General features: G+C 50.9%; 30 protein-coding genes and 1 pseudogene. 15 read left to right on the forward strand and 16 right to left on the reverse strand.

What is annotated here, in order from left to right; genetic code table 11:
- Nucleotides 1-9: 9 nt before the first annotated feature.
- The 13 genes and pseudogenes from ABVM99_RS02910 to ABVM99_RS02970 form a co-directional block, all read right to left on the reverse strand.
- On the reverse strand, nt 10-999 hold the full coding sequence (locus tag ABVM99_RS02910; protein ID WP_024145493.1) for a DUF968 domain-containing protein: 990 nt from the start codon (nt 997-999) through the stop codon (nt 10-12).
- 7 nt (nt 1,000-1,006) lie between these two features.
- Complete coding sequence (locus tag ABVM99_RS02915; RefSeq protein WP_023195407.1) at nt 1,007-1,867, reverse strand: KilA-N domain-containing protein; 861 nt, start codon at nt 1,865-1,867, stop codon at nt 1,007-1,009.
- Between the two features lie 16 nt (nt 1,868-1,883).
- On the reverse strand, nt 1,884-2,273 hold the full coding sequence (locus ABVM99_RS02920; protein ID WP_023195408.1) for a RusA family crossover junction endodeoxyribonuclease: 390 nt from the start codon (nt 2,271-2,273) through the stop codon (nt 1,884-1,886).
- Nucleotides 2,270-2,590, reverse strand: a complete 321-nt coding sequence (locus tag ABVM99_RS02925) for a LexA family transcriptional regulator (protein ID WP_023195409.1) — start codon at nt 2,588-2,590, stop codon at nt 2,270-2,272. The genes ABVM99_RS02920 and ABVM99_RS02925 overlap by 4 nt, the downstream gene beginning before the upstream one ends.
- Nucleotides 2,587-4,317, reverse strand: a complete 1,731-nt coding sequence (locus ABVM99_RS02930; RefSeq protein ID WP_023195410.1) for a DNA cytosine methyltransferase — start codon at nt 4,315-4,317, stop codon at nt 2,587-2,589. The genes ABVM99_RS02925 and ABVM99_RS02930 overlap by 4 nt, the downstream gene beginning before the upstream one ends.
- Nucleotides 4,310-5,188: a phage N-6-adenine-methyltransferase gene (locus tag ABVM99_RS02935; protein WP_023195411.1), complete on the reverse strand. Its 879-nt coding sequence runs from the start codon at nt 5,186-5,188 to the stop codon at nt 4,310-4,312. The genes ABVM99_RS02930 and ABVM99_RS02935 overlap by 8 nt, the downstream gene beginning before the upstream one ends.
- On the reverse strand, nt 5,188-5,670 hold the full coding sequence (locus ABVM99_RS02940) for a PerC family transcriptional regulator (RefSeq protein WP_001669427.1): 483 nt from the start codon (nt 5,668-5,670) through the stop codon (nt 5,188-5,190). The genes ABVM99_RS02935 and ABVM99_RS02940 overlap by 1 nt, the downstream gene beginning before the upstream one ends.
- A 1-nt stretch (nt 5,671) precedes the next feature.
- Nucleotides 5,672-6,646, reverse strand: coding sequence for a helix-turn-helix domain-containing protein (locus tag ABVM99_RS02945; protein ID WP_024160494.1), 975 nt, complete (start codon nt 6,644-6,646; stop codon nt 5,672-5,674).
- Complete coding sequence (locus ABVM99_RS02950) at nt 6,643-6,867, reverse strand: hypothetical protein (RefSeq protein WP_024145495.1); 225 nt, start codon at nt 6,865-6,867, stop codon at nt 6,643-6,645. Before ABVM99_RS02950 ends, ABVM99_RS02945 begins: the two co-directional genes overlap by 4 nt.
- Entirely contained in the window at nt 6,864-7,814 is a 951-nt protein-coding gene (locus tag ABVM99_RS02955; protein ID WP_327265649.1) for a Rha family transcriptional regulator, read from the reverse strand. Before ABVM99_RS02955 ends, ABVM99_RS02950 begins: the two co-directional genes overlap by 4 nt.
- A pseudogene (locus ABVM99_RS02960) lies at nt 7,768-7,863 on the reverse strand (DUF4222 domain-containing protein); the annotation flags it as partial. The gene ABVM99_RS02955 and the pseudogene ABVM99_RS02960, both read right to left, overlap by 47 nt.
- A 139-nt stretch (nt 7,864-8,002) precedes the next feature.
- Nucleotides 8,003-8,557 carry a YmfL family putative regulatory protein gene (locus ABVM99_RS02965; protein WP_000509731.1) on the reverse strand — a complete coding sequence of 185 codons (555 nt, stop codon included), beginning with the start codon at nt 8,555-8,557 and terminating at the stop codon, nt 8,003-8,005.
- Nucleotides 8,558-8,585: 28 nt separating this feature from the next.
- Entirely contained in the window at nt 8,586-8,810 is a 225-nt protein-coding gene (locus ABVM99_RS02970; protein WP_001191666.1) for a helix-turn-helix transcriptional regulator, read from the reverse strand.
- 97 nt (nt 8,811-8,907) lie between these two features.
- On the opposite strand from ABVM99_RS02970, the gene ABVM99_RS02975 reads away from it, so the two are divergent.
- From ABVM99_RS02975 to ABVM99_RS03000, 6 genes are all read left to right on the forward strand, one after another.
- Nucleotides 8,908-9,603: a helix-turn-helix transcriptional regulator gene (locus tag ABVM99_RS02975; protein WP_001020640.1), complete on the forward strand. Its 696-nt coding sequence runs from the start codon at nt 8,908-8,910 to the stop codon at nt 9,601-9,603.
- Between the two features lie 813 nt (nt 9,604-10,416).
- Nucleotides 10,417-10,788, forward strand: coding sequence for a hypothetical protein (locus tag ABVM99_RS02980; RefSeq protein WP_000997190.1), 372 nt, complete (start codon nt 10,417-10,419; stop codon nt 10,786-10,788).
- A gap of 57 nt (nt 10,789-10,845) precedes the next feature.
- A complete protein-coding gene (locus tag ABVM99_RS02985; RefSeq protein ID WP_023195414.1) occupies nt 10,846-11,673 on the forward strand; it encodes a YfdQ family protein in 828 nt (275 codons plus the stop codon).
- Between the two features lie 136 nt (nt 11,674-11,809).
- A complete protein-coding gene (locus ABVM99_RS02990; RefSeq protein WP_000008352.1) occupies nt 11,810-12,349 on the forward strand; it encodes a hypothetical protein in 540 nt (179 codons plus the stop codon).
- A gap of 143 nt (nt 12,350-12,492) precedes the next feature.
- Entirely contained in the window at nt 12,493-12,729 is a 237-nt protein-coding gene (locus ABVM99_RS02995) for an excisionase (protein WP_000089142.1), read from the forward strand.
- Nucleotides 12,719-13,861, forward strand: a complete 1,143-nt coding sequence (locus ABVM99_RS03000) for a site-specific integrase (RefSeq protein ID WP_000741325.1) — start codon at nt 12,719-12,721, stop codon at nt 13,859-13,861. The genes ABVM99_RS02995 and ABVM99_RS03000 overlap by 11 nt, the downstream gene beginning before the upstream one ends.
- A gap of 113 nt (nt 13,862-13,974) precedes the next feature.
- Here the strand turns inward: ABVM99_RS03000 and icd are convergent, their stop codons facing one another.
- Nucleotides 13,975-15,225, reverse strand: a complete 1,251-nt coding sequence (gene icd, locus ABVM99_RS03005; protein WP_023195415.1) for an NADP-dependent isocitrate dehydrogenase — start codon at nt 15,223-15,225, stop codon at nt 13,975-13,977.
- A gap of 171 nt (nt 15,226-15,396) precedes the next feature.
- On the opposite strand from icd, the gene rluE reads away from it, so the two are divergent.
- The 9 genes from rluE to roxA all read left to right on the forward strand — a co-directional run bounded on the left by rluE (nt 15,397) and on the right by roxA (nt 23,586).
- The gene (gene rluE, locus ABVM99_RS03010) at nt 15,397-16,062 is read left to right on the forward strand and encodes a 23S rRNA pseudouridine(2457) synthase RluE (protein WP_001249412.1); all 666 of its coding nucleotides are present in this window, start codon (nt 15,397-15,399) and stop codon (nt 16,060-16,062) included.
- Nucleotides 16,059-16,388, forward strand: a complete 330-nt coding sequence (locus ABVM99_RS03015) for a lysozyme inhibitor LprI family protein (RefSeq protein ID WP_000825956.1) — start codon at nt 16,059-16,061, stop codon at nt 16,386-16,388. Before rluE ends, ABVM99_RS03015 begins: the two co-directional genes overlap by 4 nt.
- 11 nt (nt 16,389-16,399) lie before the next feature.
- Nucleotides 16,400-16,861, forward strand: a complete 462-nt coding sequence (locus ABVM99_RS03020) for an NUDIX hydrolase (protein WP_000476071.1) — start codon at nt 16,400-16,402, stop codon at nt 16,859-16,861.
- A gap of 53 nt (nt 16,862-16,914) precedes the next feature.
- Nucleotides 16,915-18,021, forward strand: coding sequence for a tRNA 2-thiouridine(34) synthase MnmA (mnmA, locus tag ABVM99_RS03025; protein WP_000004540.1), 1,107 nt, complete (start codon nt 16,915-16,917; stop codon nt 18,019-18,021).
- Nucleotides 18,022-18,107: 86 nt separating this feature from the next.
- Nucleotides 18,108-18,749, forward strand: a complete 642-nt coding sequence (hflD, locus tag ABVM99_RS03030; protein ID WP_001519653.1) for a high frequency lysogenization protein HflD — start codon at nt 18,108-18,110, stop codon at nt 18,747-18,749.
- A 3-nt stretch (nt 18,750-18,752) separates the two neighbouring features.
- Entirely contained in the window at nt 18,753-20,123 is a 1,371-nt protein-coding gene (purB, locus tag ABVM99_RS03035) for an adenylosuccinate lyase (RefSeq protein WP_000423763.1), read from the forward strand.
- Nucleotides 20,124-20,249: 126 nt separating this feature from the next.
- Nucleotides 20,250-20,921, forward strand: a complete 672-nt coding sequence (gene phoP, locus ABVM99_RS03040; protein ID WP_001537766.1) for a two-component system response regulator PhoP — start codon at nt 20,250-20,252, stop codon at nt 20,919-20,921.
- Entirely contained in the window at nt 20,921-22,384 is a 1,464-nt protein-coding gene (gene phoQ / locus ABVM99_RS03045) for a two-component system sensor histidine kinase PhoQ (protein WP_023195416.1), read from the forward strand. Before phoP ends, phoQ begins: the two co-directional genes overlap by 1 nt.
- 80 nt (nt 22,385-22,464) lie before the next feature.
- Nucleotides 22,465-23,586: a [50S ribosomal protein L16]-arginine 3-hydroxylase gene (gene roxA / locus ABVM99_RS03050; RefSeq protein ID WP_000456514.1), complete on the forward strand. Its 1,122-nt coding sequence runs from the start codon at nt 22,465-22,467 to the stop codon at nt 23,584-23,586.
- A 39-nt stretch (nt 23,587-23,625) separates the two neighbouring features.
- Here roxA and ABVM99_RS03055 read toward each other — a convergent pair whose 3' ends face one another.
- Nucleotides 23,626-24,960: a hypothetical protein gene (locus ABVM99_RS03055; protein ID WP_052938203.1), complete on the reverse strand. Its 1,335-nt coding sequence runs from the start codon at nt 24,958-24,960 to the stop codon at nt 23,626-23,628.
- A 3-nt stretch (nt 24,961-24,963) separates the two neighbouring features.
- The gene (gene pepT, locus ABVM99_RS03060) at nt 24,964-26,193 is read right to left on the reverse strand and encodes a peptidase T (RefSeq protein WP_052938204.1); all 1,230 of its coding nucleotides are present in this window, start codon (nt 26,191-26,193) and stop codon (nt 24,964-24,966) included.
- Between the last annotated feature and the right edge of the window lie 166 nt (nt 26,194-26,359).

The following is a 26,359-nucleotide window of genomic DNA, read 5'->3' on the forward strand; positions in this document are numbered from 1 at the left end:
GTTCTCCATTTACGCCAGCGCGCCAATTGCCAGCGCGCGATCGATAAAACGAAATATCAACTCCAGTTGAGAGCCGTATTTCTCTTCGAATGCCACGGTGTCCGCATGTAACTCATTATGATGCGTTCTGCACAACGGCAGCACAAAGAGGTCATGCGCCTTTGTTCCCATCCCTCCCTGACCGTGGCCTATCAGGTGGTGCGGATCATCCGCCTGCTTCCCGCAGCAGGCGCACGGCTGGGATTTAACCCAGCGGGTATATCTCTCATTGACCCATCGACGGCGTTTCGGACGTAACATGAAGCTTTCCGGCGATTCCGGATCAACCCTGAGCGCCAGTACCTTTTTCGCCTTATCCTGTACAATGCTGGTGGCCGGCACTGAGGGAACAATTTCACTTTCACGGGTAGCTGACTGGACAATTGCCTTTGGCATCCTTAATGCTTCTCTCGCAGCGCTCTCCGGCAAGACTTCTGCCAGGTCATTGCGTACCATCCACCAGCACAGTTCCGGGAGAGTAACTGCGTGCATATCGTCAAAACCCAGATCACGACAAACAACCGATAAAACCCATTTTGTCGTGTTCTCCACAGCTATTGATTTCAGCCGTTCCGTAAACTGTTCGCGCAGCAGGTTATCGCAGTGCCAGCACAGTCGGATTGCCCCCGGGGCGTGGCGCATGGTTGTCATCTGTTCGCTGTGCCAGTCTGAATGCGGCCACTGACAGCCATTCCCCCGGAGTAGCCAGCTTTCCAGACTAGCCAGACCACCAGCACGATAAATAACCGACTCATTACGGAACACATCACGAACAGCAGGATCATCCGCCAGCGGCTGTGATACCGCCGGGACCGCGCCGCAGGCGAAAGATGAATATTGTTTCGGCTCTGGTTCAAGCAGAACACGCCCCTGCATAAACAGGGGCATCAGTTCCGATCCCGGCCTGAACAATACAACGCCCATACGAGGAGCAATTTCAGGGGTCAGTAACGCTCTCACGATCACCTCAATGAACGGTATCGAGCAGCTTCAGCAGCTCAGGGAATTTGGATTCGAAGAAATGCGGTTGCGTCTCGCGAGGGTTTGCCGGGCTGGTGATGTTTTTGCCGAACATGCAGCCTTTCGCCGTCAGCGACCAAAATTTTTTAATGCCGTTAATCGCGGAACGACTGTAACGTTCACGATGTTCAACAACACCCAGCTTCGCTAACTGCTGGTACGCCTGATTAGCCGTCATCCGGATACCATGCTGTTTTAACAGCGCGCTCAGTGCCAGCGTCGGGCGGCTTGAACCATCCAGCGCGCCAGCCGGAGCATCAATGGCATATTGTGGCGCCAGATTAGGTAGTCCCACTGCCTCCTGGAGTTTCTGGCACGCGCCCAGTACCGATGAATTGGACAGGTTTAACTCTTTGCGCATAAAACCCAGCAGAATCACCCCCGCCTGCATCTTATCGGCAGCCATACCAGAAGATGTTTGTGGCGCACTGGTAATCCGATCGAACGTGCGGATTACCTTGAGATGGAAAGATGGGCTGATCCACATTGCATAAGCAAACACCAGTTCTTTGCATACGTATGTACCTTGTTCAGCACCACCGCGAACAGTATTTACTGGAGCGATACCCAAATTTTGGGTATCACTACCGCCCTGAAAAAAGCTAACGGATTGATTTTGTTCCGAGGGTGGAATTCCGCCCTCGGTGAAAAGTTGCTCAATCAGCTCACGGGTTTGCTTATTATCAAGCCAGTACTTCGGACGGTATTTCTGCTCTCCACCCGCAGCCCGGTGTAAATCGTTAAGACAATAGCGCCCATGAGCGTCGCGGCGAACTTCGATACCATCAATGACCATTAAATTATTCATGCTTCTTTCTCCATTTTCAGGCGGCTGCACCCGCCCTTGTTTCAAATTTCGTGATCGTGATTTCTACCTTCCCCTTCGGGAAAACTGGTCCCCACTCCACCAGCATTCTCTTTACCTGGCTGTCGTCCTCCCAGACTCCTGCGTGGGTCAGTGCGTCGAACAGCGCTTTGTTATAATTGTCCAAATCCCTGATCCGCTTATCTGGCGGATACAGGATGATTTCTACCGCTGCATGGGTTGATGTCGGTTTCGGCAGTCGGCGAAGTTGCTCAATGATGGCGGCACACGTTGCGCTCCGAAATTTGCGTCCCGCCACACTTATCAGGCTCTTTCCGGCAAACGGCCCTTTGTTGGGATGACGCCAGTAAGTGTTTACGCTCGGTGGAAATGGCAGGGCCAATTTCATAGCGTTATCCCCTTTCCCTGAAGAAATGTGATGGCCCGTTCTCTGGCGTCAGCTTCATCAGTAACAAGTGCTTTTATCAGTGCTAGAGTTTCTGCGTCATCGTTATATGTGTTGATACAGATACCCCTCGACACACCTCGGGTTATCGTAATCACTCCCTTTTTCTCCAATGCCCTAAGATGGTCTACTGCAGCATTAGGAGAGCTGCATCCCAGCAGCTCTGCCAATTCGGTATTTGTAGGGGGAAAACCATGCTTACGCTGATAATTGATCAAGGTATCCAGAACATGTTGCTGGCGAGTAGTTAAATTCATCATGCTGCTTGCTCCCGCTTGTTAACACATAACTCAGGCAAATTGGCGCGCACCAGTGCCTCAGCAAATGGAGGCGGAACAGCATTACCACAACGAGCAACTTGCTTGTCCTTCGCATAACGATTTCCCCGGAAATCCTGATCAATTACGTACCAGTCCGGAAATCCCTGCGCGCGATACAGCTCATGGGGCTGTAACATACGCATCCCGATATCAACGATTTGGTAGTTGCAACCTTCGACTGTAACCAGTCCAAAGCGATCATTAGTAGTGACTGTTCCCAAAGGCTCCGACAGTGATACTCCGCTTTTCTCGTTCCCGTAGTACTTCATCAGGAAGGCGCGTACTTCACCGAGGTGCATTCCACCAGCAGTGATTGTCGGTACGGGCTGATCCACTTTTAAACCATCTCTGCATGTGCCCCGAAGATGAACAAGATGAGAAGTGACAACCGCATGGTGATCTGTTGTCGTGACCGTATGGGCTGGAGCATCCATTGCTGCTCCGGGGCCGGAATAGTTGCCGCCGAAGTGTTTTGCAAGAAATGCTGTAACAAGTTGTGATTTACCGCCACCACCAGCTGTAATTGTCGCACTCGGTTCATCTGCACAATGACCAACGCTAGCCCCGAACTGACGTGCGATAACCGGTGCAACCAGACAGGCGCGGGACTGCCTCAAAATGGTATGCGCGGGTTTATCAAGTGGGCGCGGCTTAGCCTGGTATTCACTTCCACCATTTCCAGCAATAAATGGCGTTACCAATGCATAATCATGAGTTTTAGTAATGGTCTGCAGTGGTTCGTCCAGTCCCTGTCCACGGAAACAATCATAATTTGAACGATTACTGGTATGGTTACACTTCACGATAAAAGGCGTTGGATTATCTAGAACAAACCGCTGTATCCCTCGAGCTATACGTTTCAGTGTATTGTCAGCAAGCGGCTTCTTACGCCCAAAAATACTTGGACACGGTATTGACCAGTCAATACACTCCGCGGCTGTTCTCCACGGTGCACGCCGACCGCTTTGCACTTCCAGTGATTTCGGATCACCGTGAGTAGGTTCTGGCCAGCGAATCTGTTGACCATCGCAACGCATAACCATGAAGAAGCGCTTGCGGATCGTCGGCGCGCCGTAATCACACGCGCGTAGTTCGCGATAATCAACATCATATCCGAGCCCATCCACCAGCTTTTGCGCCTGCTCGCTACCTCTTTCGATAGACAGGAACTCACAAACCTCAGCCAGTGCCGGGTGATCAGCAGGAATGCCAGTGGAAAGCATGCCGACAAATGCATTGAATGTTTCGCCAGTGCGGGCAGGATCCGGACGCATTTCATCTGCCAGCAGCGGTCCCCACGTTTTAAACTCTTCCACGTTCTCCAGCATCATCACACGTGGTCGCTTCGCCAGTGCCCAACGCAGAACAATCCAGGCAAGACCGCGTATCTCTTTTTTCACAGGCTTAGCGCCTTTTGCCTTCGAGAAGTGTCGGCAGTCCGGGCTAAACCACGCCAGGCCGACTGGATTACCTCCGGTGGCGGCTACCGGATCCACGTCAAATACGGATTCACAATAATGCAGTGTGTCCGGGTGGTTCGTCTTGTGCATCGCAATGGCGTTTTCGTCGTGGTTGATCGCAATATCCACGCTGCGCCCGATCGCCAATTCAATACCCGTTGATGCGCCACCGCCACCAGCAAAGTTATCTACGATAATCTCACGCATGGGTTACCCCCTGCATGCTGCCAACAAGGCCACGGGCAATTGCGATAATTTCGCTGGTGGCCGTCCGCTCCAGCCAGAGTTGATTGATGTTGGCTTTCAGTTTGTTCTGCTGGGCCTCGCTCAATACATCAACGCCTTCCACCTGGTTAAACACCAGGCCAACCTCGAGAGGCCAAATACGCGATTCAACTTCTGGTAATGTCAGCGGCGCAGGTGGCTGTACTGTTTCTGCCTGCTGGGCCTTGCAAGCGGCAAATGTGACCAGCGACATGAACGCCTTCCCTTTTTCTTCCAGTTCGGTACGGCTGATGTAGCTGAAATGCTCGCCGCGCCAGGATTTATCGAAGATTGCAATGGCGCCAGCAAAGAAAGCACCAGTGGGTTTCTGCTTATTGTCCGCAGGAACAAACCACACTGGGAGATCGAAACCAATACGACCGCGGATAAACATGATGTGGTCAGCGTCTTCCGGCCACCACGTTTCACTTGTCGCTGCTTTAATGAAGAACACGTAACGCCCACCCTTTTCACGCATCGCCATTGTGTGATCCATGATGTGGGTCATGCCGGTGATCGCCTGCTTCTCGTGGTACTGAGAGCGGCTATAGGGTGGATTACCGAATGCGGCCCCGCCGATTGACTCCAGCATTTCAGCCCAATCTTGTACCAGCGCGTTATCATCGGCGGTGTACCACACAGGGCACTTAGCGTTATCGTCGTCAGCAAAGAGATCCAGCGTTAGGGGACCGAACATCGCATTAATGCCCCAAAAAAGCAGGTCTGGTGTCCGCCACTGATCGCCGACTTCTTTCAGTTCATGTGCTGATTTGCTGCGCAGTTCTGCCAGCGCCTGGCAATATTTATTGCTCATTAAGACCCCACATAATTCCCTGACAGATACCACTCACTACCTGATGCAACATACTTTCTGCTCTTCCGCAAACACCGTTCACGGCGCGCCAGAAAGGCGCTACGTTCCGACGGGATATGACTCTCCCGGAATGCCTCCATCCATACCGTAGCTGCACGACGGAACAACCCTCCCGACTCCAGTGTTTCTGCCTGACGTATCAGATGCATAATCACCTGCGGGTCGTTGGTTCCGACATAACAGCTCCGCACAGGTTTAGTCCCGATATCTGGCTCCTGATCCGGCTGTATGTCTGTCTCAAGAGCAAAATGCCTGCGAGTTTTACCTTCAAAGCGATGAGCAACACGCCCGCACTGGCGTAACTTACTTGCCGACTGCAGGACGCTTTTACGCGGGAAATCTGCAAAAGCATTCGCTATATCGCTGGAAGTACATCCCGGATGGGATTCAATGAATTTCTGAACGTCTCCCATAAGACTCATATCACCCCCTGAACCCTGTCGGGATCTGGCTGTAATCCACATTCCCGTAGCTGGATTTGAACATCGGATCTTCACGGTTTTCGAAACGTCCGCCGATGGGTGCGGACAAACGCAGTGACAATTCATCCCACTTTTCCCGGAGCTTTGAGGGGCTGAGAATGTTACGGCACCAGAACGGATCACGGCTGACCCGGCTGTACATTTCGCAGATCTGTTTGTGGGTACGCCCGTCCTGAGCACACATCAGGCGAATTTCATTTGCCCAGACGGTCCAGTTAGGTTCCTTCGGACGAACCAGCTCGCCGTCACTCTCCGCGGCCTGTTCATACAGGGCGATGATTTTTTTCCAGATCCACTGAGCACAGGTCAAATCGTCCTGCGTTCCCCACTGACGCTTTTTAGGGCTCAACACAGCGGCATCCGGATGACGGGTTAAAAACTCCTGGTCTGTCATCTGCTGGTCCGGTTGCGAAGCGTCCGGACAAGAAGGGGTTTTATTAACTTGTGGATCTTGTTTTGATTTTACTGACGGATCCCCGCCAGATTCTGACGGGTCAAAACCGCCGTTTTTGCCAGATTTCGACGGGTCAGATTTTGATGGGTCAGATTTTGATGGGTCAGATTTTGATGCGTCAGATTCTGATGGGTCAGATTTTGACTGGTCAGGATCTGACAGGTGAGCAAATGCAGCCGCCTGCAGCTTTGCCACATTTAGCTGATAAACATTGGAGGCATTACGGTTTCCCTGACGTCTGGCTTTACGTGATAACCAGCCGTCAGCTTCCAGTTTTGCTATCGCCGTTCTGACTGTACTTACCCCGGCCCCAAGCTGACGAGAAATTGTCTCAATGGATGGCCAGCAGACCCCTTCGTCATTGCTGAAATCAGCCAGACGAGCCATGATAGCCACACTGGATAATTTCATTCCCGAAGCTGCACAGGCATCCCATACATAGCCTGTTAATTTAGTGCTCATGCAGCACCTCCGAGATGCTTCATGTTTTTGCCGGAACGAAAGGCAATAAGAGGCATGTTGACGAGGTAATTACGCCCAAGAGGCTCACAGACAACCTTCTGACATTCGCGATCGACCAGGCTAATACGTAGAACGTACCCTTCTGGTGTGCTGTACCACTGTCCTGGACGAGGGCAATGAAAACGTTGGCTGGTGAACCGTTTAAAAATATTCCGGATCATTTGCGCCCCCTTACCTCTGAACGGTTCAGTGTCATATTGATAAGGCTCGCAAGCGCCGCAGCGTCATTGATGCGGTCGTACAGGCTGACAGCCAGCGGAGATTCCGCTTTTTCCAGCATGGGATAAAGCTGCTGTAACCAGACCTGATGAATGGATGAAATGTAGGAATATAGAACGCTGGCATTATGTGCTGCATCGCTCAGCCCCGATGGAGTTGAAAGTTGTTTCTCCATCTGGTTAAAGGCATTGATGTATGCCTCTTTGAATTGGGCGGCGCGTTTGCCCGTAAAGCCCATAGCAAGGAAAGCAAAGCCGTCGCGGGTTATTTGATAGCAAGGTAGTTTGCGGCCTGATGCGTCGATGTACTCACTGAGCTGAAAATTCAGCTCAGTAAATTCGGCAGAGCATTCAAGAGACGCAATTTTTTGAATGACATTTTTGTGTTGTTTGCCGAAATAACTAGCAACAGCCAGAGAAGAAGTAACAACTTTGCCTGCAATAATGCAAAGTTCAGGTTGTACTAAGGCAGGGATCGTAGCCATGATGGCAGCCTCCGTATGCAATGGATAACTTCCACCACCGGAAACGCCAATTTCGCTGGTGGTGAACTGAGCAGGGTTGGCGTAACCGGCGCATACGGAAACCGGCGCACCTTTCGGTGCCCCCACCCAGCCCACCATAATTTGGGTATAGCTGAGCTGTAGCAACAAAAAAGACGCTAACGCGCCCATTGTCGCCGTATGCAATTCCAGGACGCCAATCCCGGCACCCGCTTTATGAGGTGCCTGAACAGTGTAACGTCCCGGAATTGCAGAATCAATGTGTTCCTGGCGCTTCACACTCAACAAAATCACGCCTGAATTTCCACAAAGGGCTAAAACACTCATGCGGATAGCCCTTGCGCAGATAGATAACGCGCTCAGTTTCTGGTTCCCAGCGAATGACATGGACATAAAGACCCCTTCCATCACGAAACCAGCGGTTAAGTTCCTGCACGAGTCATCCCCCACGGTCAGGCTGTGTTCCCTGTGGTTACGCACGACCAGGCTATTTGGTAATCTGCATTCATGACGCAACGGCCGGTACTCATACATCCCCGGTTGTTGCGACAAACGGTTATTTACCGTTAAACTGTTCATGCGTTGGTTTTCTCCATAAAATTTGACGCCACGGCGCCCGGAGCTGCACACTCGCGGGCGTCACCCTTTTCTGGCGCGCAAAAAACTCTGTATACCAGTGTCGAATGCTGTTGCAGCTTTGCGATCGCCTGATACAACTCCTCATCAATCACGGCTTTTTCATGTGGCTCAATAACGCCATCTTCGATAGCTACCCTGATTTGCTGGGAATAACTGGTGATCTGCTCAATCGCTTCCAGCAGGCGCTGATTAATATCTGCGTTATCCACTTCTTCCATATCTGCCAGCGGAACAAAAACGCCACCTGATGCCCTGGCTACTGAATGTGCCAGGTGATAGGTTCCTCCGGCACGTTGCAGTACCAGCGCCCACCCAATCGGGAAGATCTGATCACCACCAGTACGCAGGCGGTTAAACAGAGCATCTTTGGTGACATCCAGCCATTCCGCAGCTTCTTCATAACCGCCATGCAGACTGGAAATCGTCTTTTTAATCGCAGCCACCAGCCAGCGGGGCTGCTTTTCAACTTTCCATTCAGGTTCATGTCCCACGGATCTACTCCTTCTGCTGTGGTAGCGGTCAAATCGCCGAATCACTAAGCTGATATCTGTTTGGATACAAAATTTGCATCTCGCTAATTTCTCCGGCGTAAAATTGAGCCAGGCGCTCAGCAAGCTCTGTTGAAGGAGCCTGCTCGCATCTTTCAACCCGGCTTAATGTTGCAGGATCAACCTGAACCCCTTTAGCGACGTGCTGTAACGTATAACCATGCGATTTCCGCAATTTTCTCAATGGTGATTGCATAAAACCTCCTTCTTTTGCGTATGTCGCATGTTATTTCATACAGCAAACTTGCGCAAGTTGATTTGCACAATGCGCAAAAAATTAATGTAATGAACGCATGAATATAGGAAACCGTGTCAGACAACTTCGCCGCGCGAAGAACATGAAAATTGCTGAGCTAGCAGAAGCCATCGGCGTGGATGCCGCAAACATCTCTCGTCTGGAGACTGGCAAGCAAAAGCAATTCACCGAACAAACACTTTCTAGGCTGGCTGACTGCTTAGGTGTTGATATAGCAGAACTCTTTACCTCAGACTCAAAAGGTAATACTGTATGTAAACACAGTGATATGAGGAAGGATTCAGCTAACGTGAAGGATTTGTTCCGTATCGAGATACTGGATGTCAGTGCAAGCGCCGGTAATGGACTCATTCAGGGCGGTGATGTTATCGATGTAATCCATGCTATCGAATATAACAAGGACAAAGCATTAGCTATGTTTGGCGGGCGCCCTGCCGCTGAGCTTAAAGTGATTAACGTGCGCGGTGACAGCATGGCGCCAACAATTGAACCGGGAGATCTTATTTTTGTCGATATAAGCATCAACCAGTTCGATGGTGATGGCATCTATGTCTTTGGCTTTGATGATAAAATATACGTAAAAAGACTGCAGATGATCCCCGATAAATTATTGGTGATATCTGATAACACTAACTACAGGGAATGGAGTATTACCAAAGACAACGAGTGCAGGTTCGGCGTTTTTGGCAAGGTTCTGATAAGCCAGACGCAGTCACTCAAACGACACAATTAATAGAAAGCGTCGACAAGGCCACCATTATGGTGGCTTTTTTTTTGACCCAAAATTGCATATATCGCAATTTTTTACTTGCGCAATGTGCAAATTAAATGTAATTTGCACTCATAGAGCAGCGAACAGGCAGGACGCCCACGAAGTAGCCGCCGGTGGCATACGAATGACCGGATGATTCGCTGACAGGTGTCTTCGGGAGGGGTTGCGGAACTGGGTTGACCACCAGCAACAGATAACTCAGCCGACAACACGGAGCCGTTTAACCCACGGCGTCGGAGTGTAAATACCGTAGGGGTTGTACCGACTGGTCATCGGTGCCCCGCCCGAAGATACCTGTAGCCAGTGCAAGCGATATTCTGGCGGCCCGTTCCATTACGTTAGCGGAAACCGCCAGCTTTTTCAGGAGAGCAACAGATAAGAGTTTTTCCGCGCGGTAAAGCGCTTCTGTAAGAGAGAGAACTCTTATCGTTGTGGTGAATGCGGCTCAGCGCGCGCGGGTAAGGTTGAAGCTGATAGTCGATCCTCTGTAGTTAAGCACCCGTCTGGCGTGCAACCTTCGCCAGATACCGGGAGGCACCCGGCACCACAACGTTATTGCTGTGTGAAGTCTTGTCGGCGTCCGGCTCTTCCAACAACAGGAGGAAGGCGACAGTGTTCTGCCGTGACGCCGGCCTTTTTACACAACAGAAAAGAGCATCTCCGCGCGACGGGCTCATTACCCAATCCACCCGGAAAGCTGTTACAGCAGGTGCTCTTTTCTGTTTTGTGGAGAAACCAACTGGCGGTGGCAACCGCCATCTTGAGGGGTTAACGATGAATGATGACCGCATGACCGTAGTGCCCGACTTTCTGGGCGAACTGGATGCCGGCGTGTTCATGAACAAAATCGCGGCAGCGCTGAATACTGTCGGATTAGGCGTTCTGAATAACGGCAATAAAGGCAAGGTAGTGCTCACCTTTGATTTTGAGCGCATGGGAAATTCAGTCGAAGAGAAGCGCGTCAAAATTAAACACAAGCTGCAGTACAGCACTCCGACGCCACGCGGTAAAGCGTCAGAAGAGGACACAACAGAAACCCCAATGTGGGTTAACAAGGGCGGAAAGCTCACCATACTGCAGGAAGATCAGGGTCAACTGTTCAGTATTAAAGGCACTACTGACGGAAAGCTTAAAGCGGCTCAGTGAACCGCAGCTAACCAATTCACTGCCACCACTTCGATCATTAGTTAATAAGGAATTTTTATGTCTCAGTTAGACAGCGGCACTTTTCAGCAGGTAAAAGACCTGGTTCTTTCTGGCTATCACCTGAACGATATTCAGGGGCTGGCTTGCCCGACAGCATTATTGCCTGCCGGGACAGGTGTTGAAAGCCTCGAACGCTTTGCTCTGGAGCGTTTCCGCTTCCGCGGCGCCATGACTACCACCAGCATTGAAGACTTTGTCCGTTATTCAAAGGGCTATGCCAGTGCAACCGAAAAAGCACGCTGCTTTATTGATGCTGACCATATGACAGCTCGCTCAGTTTTCAATATTGGTACGCTGGATAACCCCGGTCATGCAGACAACGTTGCTTCTATCACGCTGAAACAGACTGCACCATTCCGCGCCCTGCTCCAGATCAACGGGGAACGCCTGAAACAAAAACAGATCGCCGAATGGCTTGAAGACTGGAGCGATTATCTCCTGGCGTTCGATGCTGACGGTAACACAATGCAGATTTCACAGGCTGCCCAGGCTGTTCGCCGCATTACGATCCAACAGGCAACCCAGCAGGATCATGAAGATGGCGATTTCAGCGGTAAGAAATCCCTTATGCAAAGCATTGAGGCCAGCAGCAAAGACGTTATGCCGGTGGCTTTTGAGTTCAAATGTGTTCCGTATGAGGGTCTCGGTGAACGTGTGTTCAGCCTCCGCAACAGCCTGCTGACCGGTGATGAACCTCGCTTTGTTCTGCGTATCGTACAACTGGAAGCGCAGGAAGAAGCGATCGCCAATGAATTCCGCGACCTGCTGATCAGCAAATTCGACGGTGAATCAGTAGAAACGTTCATCGGTAACTTTAAAGCGTAATTGCTCTGCATTAAATCCCCGGCGCCGCGGGGATTTATTGAAGCGTAATTCTGTTAATTATCGCCACTCGGCGAGGGATTCGCACAACCAAAATTCACGCGGTGCAGCGCGAAATAAATTATAAGGAGAACCAACGATGAGTTTTATTCAAACACTTTCAGGTAAACAATTTGATTATCTCAGCGCAACTATTGACGACATTGATATTGAAGATATCGCCGTGGCGCTTTCCAATATTTGCCGCTTCTCCGGACATCTCCCTGAGTTTTATAGCGTGGCGCAGCATTCCGTACTGTGCAGCCAGCTTGTATCACCGGAGTTTGCCTTTGAAGCCCTGATGCACGACGCAGCCGAAGCGTATTGCCAGGATATCCCTGCCCCATTAAAAGCGTTACTGCCTGATTATCGCGAGATTGAGAAACGTACCGATCAACTGATCCGCTTTAAGTTTGGCTTGCCACTGGAAGAAGCCAGCGTAGTGAAGTATGCAGATCTGACCATGCTGGCAACTGAACGCCGCGATCTGGATATTGATGACAGTATTCCCTGGGTAATACTGGAAGGTATCCCCCCGACAGATTTATTCGAAATCTACCCACTTCGCCCCAGTCAGGCTTTCGGCCTGTTTATGGCCCGCTTTAATGAACTGATGGAGCTACGCCAATGTGCTGCATAAAAAGATAAAGAGTCTGTAGTGAAGGCAATCAGATCAAGACGTTGGTGGGAGCGCGTTGAAGGCGGCTGATATCAATACCGACCACCAGCACTGATATTTGATGTTACAGCCCGGGTGCAGCCGGGCTTTGTGGAGAAAAATAAATGTCACGAATGATCTCCTTACTCGACTGGGCCAATGAGGAGTTCGGAGCGCAAGCACCAAGTGAGCGTATCCTTAAGAAATACGCTAAAGGCAAAATGATGATACCTCCAGCTGTTAAAGTAGGTCGTTACTGGATGGTAGACCGTAATGCTCGATTTGTTGGTACGCTTGCCGAACCGAAAATTCCGGCAAACGCCAGTCCAAGATTACAACGGATTATTGCAGATGGCTGCTAGACCACGTTCTCACAAAATTTCAATTCCGAATCTATACTGCAAGCTAGATAAGCGGACGGGCAAGATTTATTGGCAATATAAACATCCTGTTTCCGGACGCTTTCACAGCTTGGGTACTGATGAAGTGGAAGCTAAAAAGGTTGCATCCGAAGCGAACACGATCATTGCAGAACAAAGAACCAGGCAGGTTCTTAGTGTTAACGACCGTCTTGCCAGAATGAAAGGCAGAAGAACGGACATTACTGTCACTGAGTGGATTGATAAGTATATTGAAATTCAGGACGAACGGTTAAAACACCGTGAACTCAGACCTAATTCTTATCGACAGAAAGCAAAACCAGTCAGGTTATTTCGCGAACATTGCGGTATGCAATATTTGAAAGATATTTCCGCATTGGATATCTCTGAGATAACGGATGCAGTTAAGGCTGAAGGCCATAATCGTATGGCGCAAGTTGTTCGCATGGTTTTGATTGATGTATTCAAAGAAGCGCAACATAACGGTCATGTCCCTCCAGGCTATAACCCTGCCCTGGCGACCAAGCAGCCGAGAAACAGAGTCACTCGTCAGCGTCTTTCTCTGGAAGAGTGGAAAACTATTTATGAAGCTGCCGAAAAGCAAGAACCGTACCTCCAGTGTGGAATGTTGCTCGCGATAATAACAGGTCAGCGTTTGGGCGATATCTGTAACATGAAGTTTAAAGACATATGGGACGATATGCTCCATGTCGAACAGGAAAAAACAGGATCGCGTTTAGCGATACCATTGGACTTGAAATGTGAAGCCCTGGGTTTAACTCTTCGGGACGTTGTATCTAAATGCCGGGATGCAGTCATCAGTAAATATCTTGTGCATTTCAGACATACCACCTCACAAGCAAACCGCGGTGATCAGGTTTCAACCAGTTCTTTAACTTCAACATTCAAAAAAGCACGTGACAGAAGTGGACTGAAATGGGATAAGGGATCCCCACCCACTTTTCACGAACAGAGATCATTATCAGAACGCTTGTACAGAGAACAAGGTGTCGACACGCAAAAATTACTCGGCCATAAATCAAGAAAAATGACAGACAAATATAATGATGACAGAGGAAAAGATTGGGTGATCGTCAACACAAAAACAGGGTGAAATCATAAGGGTTTTGGGGAAACGTTTTGGGGAAAGTTTTGGGGAAGAACTTTAAGAAGGTAATAAAAACGGGAACCCTTCGGCTCCCGTTCTTGTTTAACCCAAAAACTGGATTACATGTTTTCGATAATCGCGTCGCCAAACTCACTACATTTCAGCAGCTTAGCGCCTTCCATCAGGCGTTCAAAGTCATAGGTCACGGTCTTCGCGGCAATCGCGCCTTCCATACCTTTAACAATCAGGTCTGCGGCTTCGAACCACTGCATGTGGCGCAGCATCATCTCCGCAGACAGAATAATGGAGCCTGGGTTGACTTTATCCTGGCCCGCATATTTCGGCGCAGTCCCGTGAGTCGCTTCAAACAACGCGCATTCGTCGCCGATATTCGCACCCGGTGCAATACCGATACCGCCAACCTGAGCCGCCAGGGCATCGGAAATATAGTCACCGTTCAGGTTCATACAGGCGATAACGTCGTACTCCGCCGGACGCAACAGGATCTGTTGCAGGAACGCATCGGCGATAACGTCTTTAATCACGATCTCTTTACCCGTGTTCGGGTTCTTAATTTTCAGCCACGGACCGCCGTCAATAAGCTCACCGCCGAACTCGTCGCGCGCCAACTGGTAGCCCCAGTCTTTAAACGCGCCTTCGGTGAACTTCATGATATTGCCTTTATGTACCAGCGTAACGGAATCGCGATCGTTGGTAATAGCGTATTCAATCGCCGCGCGAACCAGACGTTTAGTGCCTTCTTCAGAACACGGTTTGATACCGATACCGCAGTGCTCCGGGAAGCGAATTTTCTTCACGCCCATCTCTTCGCGCAGGAACTTGATCACTTTCTCAGCGTCTGCAGAGTCAGCTTTCCATTCAATTCCGGCGTAGATATCTTCAGAGTTTTCACGGAAGATGACCATATCGGTCAGCTCCGGATGTTTCACCGGACTTGGCGTGCCCTGATAGTAACGAACGGGACGCAGACAAACGTACAGGTCAAGCTCCTGACGCAGGGCAACGTTCAGAGAGCGGATACCGCCGCCAACCGGCGTGGTCAACGGACCTTTAATCGCTACGCGGTAATCACGAATTAAATCAAGGGTTTCAGCGGGAAGCCAGACATCCTGGCCGTAAACCTGTGTGGATTTTTCTCCGGTGTAAATTTCCATCCAGGAAATTTTACGCTCGCCTTTATAGGCTTTCTCGACGGCGGCATCGACCACTTTAAGCATGGCTGGAGTGACATCAACACCGATACCATCGCCTTCAATAAACGGGATAATCGGATTCTCAGGAACGTTGAGTTTGCCGTTTTGCAGGGTGATCTTCTTACCTTCCACCGGAACAACTACTTTGCTTTCCATTCACCTCTCCTTCGAGCGCTTCTGGTTTGCTCGTCTGTCATCGCGCTGCATGTGCAATGGCGTCCTGCTGCACGACTGCGTTAGAGCAATTTTTTGTTAATGTTTTGTAATGAGCATGTCAATACTACCCTATTGTTTGCCGCCATGAAAGACACTCATTATTGCGCTATAATGCGGCAATTAATAAGTTCTGAAAACACCATGCAAAAAACTTCTTTTAGAAATCACTACGTTAAGCGATTCAGCTCACGACAAGCATCTAAATCACGGAAAGAAAACCAGCCAAAACGCGTGGTTTTGTTCAATAAACCTTACGATGTGTTGCCGCAGTTCACGGATGAAGCAGGTCGCCGCACGTTAAAAGATTTTATTCCTGTGCAAGGCGTTTATGCCGCAGGCCGCCTGGACCGCGACAGCGAAGGGCTTTTGGTGCTGACTAATGACGGCGCGCTGCAGGCGCGCCTCACGCAACCGGGCAAACGCACCGGCAAGATTTACTATGTTCAGGTAGAAGGCATCCCGGATAATGCAGCGCTGCAGGCGCTTCGTACTGGCGTCACGCTCAACGATGGCCCTACCCTGCCTGCCGGTATTGAGATTGTCGCGGAGCCTGACTGGCTGTGGCCGCGCACCCCGCCGATTCGCGAACGGAAGAATATTCCCACCAGTTGGCTAAAAGTCACCTTATATGAAGGCCGCAACCGGCAGGTAAGACGCATGACAGCGCATGTCGGTCATCCCACTCTACGATTAATTCGTTACAGCATGGGCGACTACACGCTCAACGGCCTCGATAATGGACAGTGGCGCGAGATCGCACAGGAGAAAGACAGATGAAACGGCTTCTCATTGCTTTTGCTTTATTAACACCGTTATCCGTCAATGCGGCCAGCTTCGACTGCCAGAAAGCGCAGGCTGCGGATGAAAAGGCTATCTGCGCGCACCTGACGCTGAATGATAAAGACGTGGAAATGCACACCAAATATCAGTTTCTGAAAGGGTTGTTCGCGATGGGCAGTCGCGGCGCCCTGCAGGACGCCCAGCAGAGCTGGCTTAAACAGCGTCAGCAGTGCAAGGCCGACGTCACCTGCCTGACAAAAGCTTATAACGAGCGTCTGAAACAGCTTGACGCGATCTATGACCACATTGATAAACCGCTGTAATAAGGATGCCTATGTTCAAGCCGCACGTGACCGTTGCCTGCATCGTACATGCCGAAGATAAATTTCTGGTGGTGGAAGAGACCATCAACGGTAAATCGTTATGGAATCAACCTGCCGGACACCTGGAGGCAGATGAAACGCTGGCGCAGGCCGCCGCGCGAGAACTGTGGGAAGAGACTGGCATCACGGCGCAACCACAGTATTTTATCCGTATGCATCAGTGGATTGCGCCGGATAAAACCCCGTTCCTGCGCTTTTTATTCGCTATCAAGCTTGATCATATTTGCGCGACCAACCCCCATGACAATGACATCGATTGCTGCCATTGGGTGAGCGCCGACGAGATTCTGAACGCGCCGAATTTACGTTCTCCGCTGGTGGCTGAAAGCATTCGCAGTTATCAAACGGGACAATGTTACCCCTTATCTATAGTGGGCGAATTTAACTGGCCGTTTACAGAGGGTGTCAAGTAAAGGGCTGCGTGGTAGAATACGCCGCCTTGAAGTTCAATGTCGCGAGTATTCCAATGTCAGAAAGCCCAAAAAAAGTGATCGTCGGCATGTCCGGCGGTGTCGACTCCTCCGTTTCCGCCTGGCTGTTGCAACAACAGGGTTATCAGGTAGAAGGCCTGTTCATGAAGAACTGGGAAGAGGACGATGGTGAGGAATACTGTACCGCGGCAGCCGATCTGGCTGACGCGCAGGCCGTGTGCGACAAGCTTGGCATTGAACTGCATACCGTTAATTTTGCCGCAGAATATTGGGATAACGTCTTTGAACTGTTCCTTGAAGAGTACAAAGCGGGCCGTACGCCGAATCCGGATATTCTGTGCAATAAAGAGATCAAATTTAAAGCCTTCCTTGAATTTGCCGCAGAAGATTTAGGCGCCGACTATATCGCCACCGGTCACTACGTCCGTCGCGCGGATGTAAACGGCAAAAGCCGGTTGTTGCGCGGGCTCGACGGTAACAAAGATCAGAGCTACTTCCTCTATACGCTTGGCCATGAGCAGATTGCGCAAAGTCTGTTCCCGGTTGGCGAGCTGGAAAAACCGCAGGTGCGTAAAATCGCCGAAGATCTGGGGCTGGTAACCGCAAAGAAAAAAGATTCTACCGGTATCTGCTTTATCGGCGAGCGCAAATTCCGCGACTTTTTAGGGCGCTATCTGCCTGCGCAGCCGGGGAAAATCATTACCGTTGACGGCGATGAAATCGGCGAGCATCAGGGTCTGATGTATCATACGCTCGGTCAGCGTAAAGGGCTGGGAATCGGCGGCACCAAAGACGGTAGCGAAGACCCCTGGTATGTGGTGGATAAAGACGTTGAAAACAATGTGTTAATTGTCGCCCAGGGGCATGAGCACCCACGTCTGATGTCGGTAGGCCTCATCGCCCAGCAGCTACATTGGGTCGATCGCGAACCGTTCACCGGCACCCTGCGCTGTACGGTAAAAACCCGCTACCGCCAGACCGATATTCCGTGCACGATTAACGCGCTGGATGACGATCGTATCGAGGTCATTTTTGACGAGCCGGTTGCCGCCGTTACGCCGGGCCAGTCCGCTGTCTTTTACAGCGGCGAAGTCTGCCTGGGCGGCGGCATTATCGAGCAGCGACTGCCGCTGACGGTCTGATTATTCAATACACAACACCATTCAAGTCGCCTCAAAGCGGCTTAAAAGATGAAGTGTATTTTATTTGATACAAGGAAGCAGTGATTGTGGCAAAGAATTATTATGACATCACCCTCGCGCTGTCTGGCATTTGCCAGTCGGCACGCCTGGTGCAACAACTGGCGCACCAGGGGCACTGTGATGCCGACGCGTTGCACGTTTCACTCAACAGTGTCATTGATATGAATCCCAGTTCTACTCTGGGCGTGTTCGGCGGCAGCGAAGCTAACCTGCGTCTTGGTCTGGAAACACTGCTCGGCGTGCTGAATGCCAGCAGCCGACAAGGACTTAACGCCGAACTGACGCGTTATACGCTTAGCCTGATGGTGCTGGAGCGCAAGCTGTCATCCGCCAAAGGCGCATTGAATACGTTAGGCGATCGCATTAACGGCCTGCAGCGCCAGCTTGATCATTTTGATTTACAGTCAGACACGTTAATGAGCGCCATGGCGGGCATCTACGTGGATGTGATTAGCCCATTGGGCCCGCGCATTCAGGTGACGGGCTCCCCGGCCGTTCTGCAAAGTCCGCAGGTGCAGGCCAAAGTCCGCGCCTCGCTACTGGCAGGCATCCGTGCAGCCGTGCTCTGGCATCAGGTAGGCGGTGGTCGCCTACAACTTATGTTTTCTCGTCATCGCCTGACGACTCAGGCAAAACAAATTCTTGCTCATTTAACCCCGGAGTTATGATCTATGGAATTATCCTCACTGACCGCCGTTTCCCCTGTCGATGGACGCTACGGCGATAAAGTCAGCGCGCTGCGCGGAATTTTTAGCGAATACGGTTTGCTGAAATTTCGTGTACAAGTCGAAGTACGTTGGCTGCAGAAATTAGCCGCGCACGCAGCGATCAAGGAAGTTCCTGCTTTTGCTGCCGACGCAAACGGTTACCTGGATACGCTTGTGGCAAACTTCAATGAAGAAGATGCCGCGCGCATTAAAACCATTGAGCGCACCACGAATCACGATGTGAAAGCGGTTGAGTATTTTCTGAAAGAAAAAGTCGCCGCGATCCCGGCGCTACATGACGTTTCCGAATTTATCCACTTTGCCTGCACTTCTGAGGACATTAACAACCTGTCGCACGCGTTAATGCTCAAAACCGCGCGCGATGAAGTGATCCTGCCTTACTGGCGTCAGGTGATTAACGCGGTTAAAGATCTCGCCACGCAGTATCGCGACATTCCTCTGCTCTCCCGCACCCACGGCCAGCCGGCAACGCCTTCCACTCTGGGTAAAGAGATGGCGAACGTGGCGTATCGTATGGAGCGTCAGTTCCGCCAGCTCAACCAGGTGGAGATCCTCGGTAAAATCAACGGCGCCGTAGGCAACTATAACGCGCATATCGCCGCCTATCCGGAAGTTGACTGGCATCAGTTCAGCGAAGAGTTCGTCACCTCGCTGGGCATCCAGTGGAACCCTTACACCACCCAGATTGAACCGCATGATTATATTGCGGAACTGTTTGACTGTATCGCGCGCTTTAACACCATCCTGATCGATTTCGATCGCGATGTCTGGGGCTATATTGCGTTGAACCATTTCAAACAGAAAACCATCGCCGGGGAGATCGGTTCTTCTACCATGCCGCATAAAGTTAACCCCATTGACTTTGAAAACTCAGAAGGCAACCTCGGTCTGTCTAATGCAGTGTTGCACCATCTGGCAAACAAACTGCCGGTTTCCCGCTGGCAGCGCGATCTGACCGACTCAACCGTCCTGCGTAACCTGGGTGTCGGCATCGGCTATGCGCTTATCGCTTATCAGTCCACCCTGAAGGGCGTCAGCAAGCTGGAAGTAAACCGCGATCATCTGCTTGACGAACTGGATCACAACTGGGAAGTATTAGCCGAGCCGATCCAGACCGTCATGCGCCGCTATGGTATTGAAAAACCATATGAAAAACTGAAAGAGTTGACCCGTGGCAAGCGTGTCGATGCCGAAGGAATGAAACAGTTTATTGATAGTCTGGCCCTGCCGGAAGCAGAAAAAACGCGCCTTAAAGCCATGACGCCGGCAAATTATATCGGTCGCGCGGTGACTCTGGTCGACGAACTTAAATAATGCCTGCCTCACCCTCTTTTCTTCAGAAAGAGGGTGACTATTTGTCTGGTTTATTAACTGTTTATCCCCAAAGCACCATAATCAACGCTAGACTGTTCTTATTGTTAACACAAGGGAGAAGAGATGATGCGCGTACTGGTTGTAGAGGATAATGCATTATTACGCCACCACCTGAAGGTTCAGCTCCAGGATTCAGGTCACCAGGTCGATGCCGCAGAAGATGCCAGGGAAGCTGATTACTACCTTAATGAACACCTTCCGGATATCGCTATTGTCGATTTAGGTCTGCCGGATGAAGACGGCCTTTCCTTAATACGCCGCTGGCGCAGCAGTGATGTTTCACTGCCGGTTCTGGTGTTAACCGCGCGCGAAGGCTGGCAGGATAAAGTCGAGGTTCTCAGCTCCGGGGCAGATGACTACGTGACGAAGCCATTCCACATCGAAGAGGTAATGGCGCGTATGCAGGCGTTAATGCGCCGTAATAGCGGTCTGGCCTCCCAGGTGATCAACATCCCGCCTTTCCAGGTGGATCTCTCACGCCGGGAATTATCCGTCAATGAAGAGGTCATCAAACTCACGGCGTTCGAATACACCATTATGGAAACGCTTATCCGTAACAACGGTAAAGTGGTTAGCAAGGATTCGCTGATGCTTCAACTGTATCCGGATGCGGAACTGCGGGAAAGTCATACCATTGATGTTCTCATGGGGCGTCTGCGGAAAAAAATACAGGCCCAGTATCCGCACGATGTCATTACCACCGTACGCGGACAAGGATATCTTTTTGAACTGCGATAATGAATAAATTTGCTCGCCATTTTCTGCCGCTGTCGCTGCGGGTTCGTTTTTTGCTGGCGACAGCCGGCGTCGTGCTGGTGCTTTCTCTGGCATATGGCATAGTGGCGCTGGTCGGCTATAGCGTAAGTTTTGATAAAACCACCTTTCGTCTGCTGCGCGGCGAAAGCAACCTGTTTTATACCCTCGCCAAATGGGAAAATAATAAAATCAGCGTTGAACTGCCTGAAAATCTGGACATGCAAAGCCCGACCATGACGCTGATTTACGATGAAACGGGCAAATTATTATGGACGCAGCGCAACATCCCCTGGCTGATTAAAAGCATTCAACCGGAATGGTTAAAAACGAACGGCTTCCATGAAATTGAAACCAACGTAGACGCCACCAGCACGCTGTTGAGCGAGGATCATTCCGCGCAGGAAAAACTCAAAGAAGTACGTGAAGATGACGATGATGCCGAGATGACCCACTCGGTAGCGGTAAATATTTATCCTGCCACGGCGCGGATGCCGCAGTTAACCATCGTGGTGGTCGATACCATTCCGATAGAACTAAAACGCTCCTATATGGTGTGGAGCTGGTTCGTATACGTGCTGGCCGCCAATTTACTGTTAGTCATTCCTTTACTGTGGATCGCCGCCTGGTGGAGCTTACGCCCTATCGAGGCGCTGGCGCGGGAAGTCCGCGAGCTTGAAGATCATCACCGCGAAATGCTCAATCCGGAGACGACGCGTGAGCTGACCAGCCTTGTGCGCAACCTTAATCAACTGCTCAAAAGCGAGCGTGAACGTTATAACAAATACCGCACGACCCTGACCGACCTGACGCACAGTTTAAAAACGCCGCTCGCGGTTTTGCAGAGTACGTTACGCTCTTTACGCAACGAAAAGATGAGCGTCAGCAAAGCTGAACCGGTGATGCTGGAACAGATCAGCCGGATTTCCCAGCAGATCGGCTATTATCTGCATCGCGCCAGTATGCGCGGTAGCGGCGTATTGTTAAGCCGCGAACTGCATCCCGTCGCGCCGTTGTTAGATAACCTGATCTCCGCGCTCAATAAAGTTTATCAGCGTAAAGGGGTGAATATCAGTATGGATATTTCACCAGAGATCAGTTTTGTCGGCGAGCAAAACGACTTTGTCGAAGTAATGGGCAACGTACTGGACAACGCTTGTAAATATTGCCTGGAGTTTGTCGAGATTTCGGCTCGCCAGACCGACGATCATTTGCATATTTTCGTCGAAGATGACGGCCCAGGCATTCCCCACAGCAAACGTTCCCTGGTGTTTGATCGCGGTCAGCGCGCCGATACCCTACGACCAGGACAAGGCGTGGGGCTGGCTGTCACGCGCGAGATTACGGAACAATACGCCGGGCAGATCATTGCCAGCGACAGTCTGCTCGGCGGCGCCCGTATGGAGGTCGTTTTTGGCCGACAGCATCCCACACAGAAAGAGGAATAAACATTTCTGCGCGTTCTTCCACGCATCTCGTTAAGCATCCGTTATAATCGGTGTCAGATACCAGCCTGCGGATACTTAACATGGAATACCAATTAACTCTTAACTGGCCCGACTTTCTTGAACGCCACTGGCAAAAACGCCCGGTGGTCTTAAAACGTGGGTTTAGCAACTTTATCGATCCGCTCTCGCCGGATGAGCTGGCGGGGCTGGCGATGGAAAGCGAAATCGACAGCCGACTCGTTAGCCATCAGGATGGCAAATGGCAGGTCAGCCATGGCCCTTTCGAAAGCTACGATCATCTGGGTGAGAGCAACTGGTCGCTGCTGGTACAGGCGGTAAACCACTGGCATGAACCCACCGCCGCCTTGATGCGCCCGTTCCGCGCTCTGCCGGACTGGCGTATCGACGATCTGATGATCTCCTTTTCCGTTCCCGGCGGCGGCGTTGGCCCGCATCTGGATCAGTATGATGTGTTTATTATCCAGGGAACCGGTCGCCGTCGCTGGCGCGTGGGCGAAAAGCTGCAAATGCGTCAGCACTGCCCACATCCCGACCTGTTACAAGTCGATCCGTTCGAGGCCATTATTGATGAAGAGCTGGAGCCGGGCGACATTCTGTATATTCCGCCAGGATTCCCGCATGAAGGCTATGCGCTGGAAAACGCCATGAACTATTCGGTCGGTTTTCGCGCGCCCAATAGCCGTGAGCTGATCAGCGGTTTTGCCGATTACGTCCTGCAACGGGAGTTGGGCAATACATACTACAGCGATCCGGATATGCCGTCCCGCAAGCATCCGGCGGATATCCTGCCGCAGGAGATGGATAAACTGCGTAATATGATGCTCGATTTGATCAATCAACCCGCGCATTTCCAACAGTGGCTTGGCGAGTTTCTCTCTCAGTCACGCCACGAACTGGATATTGCGCCGCCGGAGCCGCCGTATCAGCCTGATGAAATTTACGATGCCTTAAAGCAAGGCGAGGTATTAGTACGTCTCGGCGGGCTTCGCGTATTGCGTATCGGCGATGAGGTCTATGCGAATGGCGAAAAAATAGACTCTCCGCATCGCCCCGCTCTGGAGGCGCTCGCCAGTCATATTGCACTGACCGCTGAAAACTTCGGCGATGCGCTGGAAGACCCGTCCTTCCTCGCGATGCTGGCGGCGCTGGTGAATAGCGGGTATTGGTTCTTCGAAGGATAAGAACATCGCAATGCCCGGCGACCGCCGGGCTGACGCAAACTATCCACAACGATCGCCGCCAGGTTTGGCGAAATCGTTATATTGCGGATCGCCCGGATAAATCGAGTGGGCCATTCGATGGCGAAATGACATTTGCCGATAGCGCCGCGCCAGTACGTTATCGCCAAGACCTTCGGCAATATTAGCCAGTTGCTGTAATCGTTCATACTGCATCTTTGCTGGATAAGCTACGGCATCAAGCGTAAAGGCGCGTTCCGCAAAGTCTTTTGCTTGTTCAAGCTGTTGATTATTCTGATAAAGCAGCGAAATACCATACAACACCATGGATACGTCGGACTGCCGACGTTTATATTCTTCCAGCAATGGGAGATAGAGGGAGGTACTGTCCAGGTCGATGTTTTCGGGCAAATAAAAGCGTAATCGTGATATTACCGTCGCCATTGGCGTTAAACGGCTCTGGTAATACGCGATAAGTTTAAGGTAGAGATCTTTCGCTTCCTTATAATGATGGCCCTGTGCATAAAAGCCAGCAAGATTATTGCTGTCAACCGTCATTTCGCCGAATTCGGCGCCATAAAGCGTTTGCTCAATTTTTAGCGCCTGACTTAGCACATTAATCGCCTCGCTAATATGCCCTGCATTATAAGCAATATCCGCTTTCTGCTGCAAAAAAGAGGCGACGCGCTCACGATTATCCCAGGTTTTATCCCGTAAAATAACGTTCAGCCACTGCCGCTCCGTTGCGTCTATCTTCGCCAAATAATAGGCTTTACGCGCACTATCACATTCGACATCCCGCTCTTCCAGCGCATCAGAATAAGCGTCGCGCATCCTGTTTAAGGTATAAACCAATGCTTCCGTCGATGCCTTTTTGTCTTTAAGACGCCACGTTAATGCCTGCTCTTGCCAGGCTATCCGCTGACGGTAATCAACCTTGATCTCGTATCGCCACTGCTCTGTAGATGAATACTCTATATGGCGATCGTCACTGTAAACATTAAAGGCCGCAAGGTGTTCAAACATATCGGCCCGATCGCCCGGATAAGTGCCCGCCGGAAATGTTTTCATGATTGCCCGCGCTCGCAGCAGCATTTGCGGCGTTAATTCAGGTTTACCCAGCCATTGATAAATATCGCTTTGTAATAGCAGGCTACGAACAAGCTGTATTGAGCGTTTGCCATATTGCCGCGAGGCCAGCCTCACCGCATCATCAATAAACGTCATGCAGGTTTCATCGCCGGTCATAAAACATGCTGCAGATTGTTGCTGGCGCTGGGACCAGGAAGGCGTATATTCGGCGCTCCAGGCAGAAAAATTTATGGCGGAAAATATCCCGCCATAAATAATAAAACGCTTCACCACAATGCGTAACATTCGCTACTGGCCGCGCTTCGCCGTCAGCTCCGCGATACGCACAATCACCTGTACCGCTTTTTCCATCCCCTCCAGCGTCACAAACTCATGTTTACCATGATAGTTATATCCGCCGGTAAAGAGATTAGGACACGGCAAGCCCATAAACGACAGTTGCGCCCCATCTGTACCGCCGCGAATCGGTTTCATCTCCGGCGTAATATGACAGTCGCGCATGGCCTGCTGGGCGATATCGAGAATATGCGAATGCTCAACCACTTTTTCGCGCATATTGTAATAACTGTCTTCAATCACCAGTTCGATATAGCAGTCCGGATGCAGCCCCTTACCGACTTTTTTGGCAATCTCCATCATTTTGCGTTTACGCGCTTCAAACTGCTTACGGTCGAAATCGCGAATGATGTAGTGCATTTCGGCCCGGTCAACGGTGCCTTTCATGCTGGCCAGATGATAAAACCCTTCGTAACCTTCGGTGGTTTCAGGCGCTTCATCCGCCGGCACTTCCGCGTGAATCCTCGCCGCCAACGACAGCGCATTGACCATCACGCCTTTCGCCGTACCGGGATGCACGTTATTGCCGACGATTTTGATATTCACCGAGGCGGCATTGAAGTTTTCAAACTCCAGTTCGCCCACGCCGCCGCCGTCGACCGTATAGGCCCACTGCGCGCCAAAGGCCCCAACATCGAAGTGCTTCGCGCCTTTCCCTACCTCTTCGTCAGGCGTAAACGCCACTTTAATGTCGCCGTGGGGAATAGGATTACCTTTCAGCACCGCCAGCGCGGTCATGATCTCCGCAACGCCGGCTTTATCGTCCGCGCCCAGCAATGTCTTACCATCGGTAGTAATCAGCGTCTGTCCCAGTAATTGATGCAGTACCGGGAACATCACGGGTGACAACACCTCATCGCCAATCCCTAATGCTATATCGCCGCCGCGATAATTCTCGACAATCTGCGGGTTAACGTTTTTACCGCTGAAATCCGGAGAGGTATCCACATGGGAGATAAAACCAATGGCGGGAATATCCCCCTCAACATTGGCCGGGAGCGTCGCCATCAACGTCCCTTTTTCACTTAATGTAATGTTAACCAGCCCCATCTCTTCGAGCTGCTGTTTGAGCAAACGTAGTAACTTCCACTGCCCCTCAGTGCTGGGAACCTGCCGAACACCCGACTTTGATTGGGTATCCAGCGATACGTAGTGTAAAAAACGCTCAAGTAGTTTATCCATGCAGTCACCCTCACTTTTCGTGACAACATTATTAATAAGCAAGAAAAGACAAATATTGCGTCAGGTCACTTTTATCCCTGCAAACAAGAATATTTCACTTTGACACGCTTTCTGACTATAAAGCTAAGTCAGTAATTCGCAACAAGGATTGGCGATTACAGTGGTT

The organism is Salmonella sp. SJTUF15591 (assembly GCF_043356435.1).
Classification (GTDB): Bacteria; Pseudomonadota; Gammaproteobacteria; order Enterobacterales; family Enterobacteriaceae; genus Salmonella; species Salmonella enterica.

Excerpts from the sequence above, each read along its gene's own strand:
- ABVM99_RS03020 (WP_000476071.1), top strand. The coding sequence starts at position 16,400 with ATGTTCAAGCCGCACGTGACCGTTGCCTGCATCGTACATGCCGAAGAT.
- ABVM99_RS02930 (WP_023195410.1), bottom strand. The coding sequence starts at position 4,317 with ATGCGTGAGATTATCGTAGATAACTTTGCTGGTGGCGGTGGCGCATCA.
- rluE (WP_001249412.1), top strand. The coding sequence starts at position 15,397 with ATGCGGCAATTAATAAGTTCTGAAAACACCATGCAAAAAACTTCTTTT.
- ABVM99_RS02945 (WP_024160494.1), bottom strand. The coding sequence starts at position 6,646 with ATGAGCACTAAATTAACAGGCTATGTATGGGATGCCTGTGCAGCTTCG.
- icd (WP_023195415.1), bottom strand. The coding sequence starts at position 15,225 with ATGGAAAGCAAAGTAGTTGTTCCGGTGGAAGGTAAGAAGATCACCCTG.
- ABVM99_RS02970 (WP_001191666.1), bottom strand. The coding sequence starts at position 8,810 with ATGCAATCACCATTGAGAAAATTGCGGAAATCGCATGGTTATACGTTA.
- ABVM99_RS02950 (WP_024145495.1), bottom strand. The coding sequence starts at position 6,867 with ATGATCCGGAATATTTTTAAACGGTTCACCAGCCAACGTTTTCATTGC.
- ABVM99_RS02955 (WP_327265649.1), bottom strand. The coding sequence starts at position 7,814 with ATGTCATTCGCTGGGAACCAGAAACTGAGCGCGTTATCTATCTGCGCA.
- ABVM99_RS02995 (WP_000089142.1), top strand. The coding sequence starts at position 12,493 with ATGTCACGAATGATCTCCTTACTCGACTGGGCCAATGAGGAGTTCGGA.
- ABVM99_RS02985 (WP_023195414.1), top strand. The coding sequence starts at position 10,846 with ATGTCTCAGTTAGACAGCGGCACTTTTCAGCAGGTAAAAGACCTGGTT.
- ABVM99_RS02975 (WP_001020640.1), top strand. The coding sequence starts at position 8,908 with ATGAATATAGGAAACCGTGTCAGACAACTTCGCCGCGCGAAGAACATG.
- ABVM99_RS02940 (WP_001669427.1), bottom strand. The coding sequence starts at position 5,670 with ATGAGTCTTATGGGAGACGTTCAGAAATTCATTGAATCCCATCCGGGA.
- pepT (WP_052938204.1), bottom strand. The coding sequence starts at position 26,193 with ATGGATAAACTACTTGAGCGTTTTTTACACTACGTATCGCTGGATACC.
- ABVM99_RS03000 (WP_000741325.1), top strand. The coding sequence starts at position 12,719 with ATGGCTGCTAGACCACGTTCTCACAAAATTTCAATTCCGAATCTATAC.
- phoP (WP_001537766.1), top strand. The coding sequence starts at position 20,250 with ATGCGCGTACTGGTTGTAGAGGATAATGCATTATTACGCCACCACCTG.
- ABVM99_RS02980 (WP_000997190.1), top strand. The coding sequence starts at position 10,417 with ATGAATGATGACCGCATGACCGTAGTGCCCGACTTTCTGGGCGAACTG.
- roxA (WP_000456514.1), top strand. The coding sequence starts at position 22,465 with ATGGAATACCAATTAACTCTTAACTGGCCCGACTTTCTTGAACGCCAC.
- ABVM99_RS03015 (WP_000825956.1), top strand. The coding sequence starts at position 16,059 with ATGAAACGGCTTCTCATTGCTTTTGCTTTATTAACACCGTTATCCGTC.
- ABVM99_RS02990 (WP_000008352.1), top strand. The coding sequence starts at position 11,810 with ATGAGTTTTATTCAAACACTTTCAGGTAAACAATTTGATTATCTCAGC.
- ABVM99_RS02915 (WP_023195407.1), bottom strand. The coding sequence starts at position 1,867 with ATGAATAATTTAATGGTCATTGATGGTATCGAAGTTCGCCGCGACGCT.
- phoQ (WP_023195416.1), top strand. The coding sequence starts at position 20,921 with ATGAATAAATTTGCTCGCCATTTTCTGCCGCTGTCGCTGCGGGTTCGT.
- ABVM99_RS02925 (WP_023195409.1), bottom strand. The coding sequence starts at position 2,590 with ATGATGAATTTAACTACTCGCCAGCAACATGTTCTGGATACCTTGATC.
- purB (WP_000423763.1), top strand. The coding sequence starts at position 18,753 with ATGGAATTATCCTCACTGACCGCCGTTTCCCCTGTCGATGGACGCTAC.
- ABVM99_RS02935 (WP_023195411.1), bottom strand. The coding sequence starts at position 5,188 with ATGAGCAATAAATATTGCCAGGCGCTGGCAGAACTGCGCAGCAAATCA.
- ABVM99_RS03055 (WP_052938203.1), bottom strand. The coding sequence starts at position 24,960 with ATGTTACGCATTGTGGTGAAGCGTTTTATTATTTATGGCGGGATATTT.
- ABVM99_RS02920 (WP_023195408.1), bottom strand. The coding sequence starts at position 2,273 with ATGAAATTGGCCCTGCCATTTCCACCGAGCGTAAACACTTACTGGCGT.
- mnmA (WP_000004540.1), top strand. The coding sequence starts at position 16,915 with ATGTCAGAAAGCCCAAAAAAAGTGATCGTCGGCATGTCCGGCGGTGTC.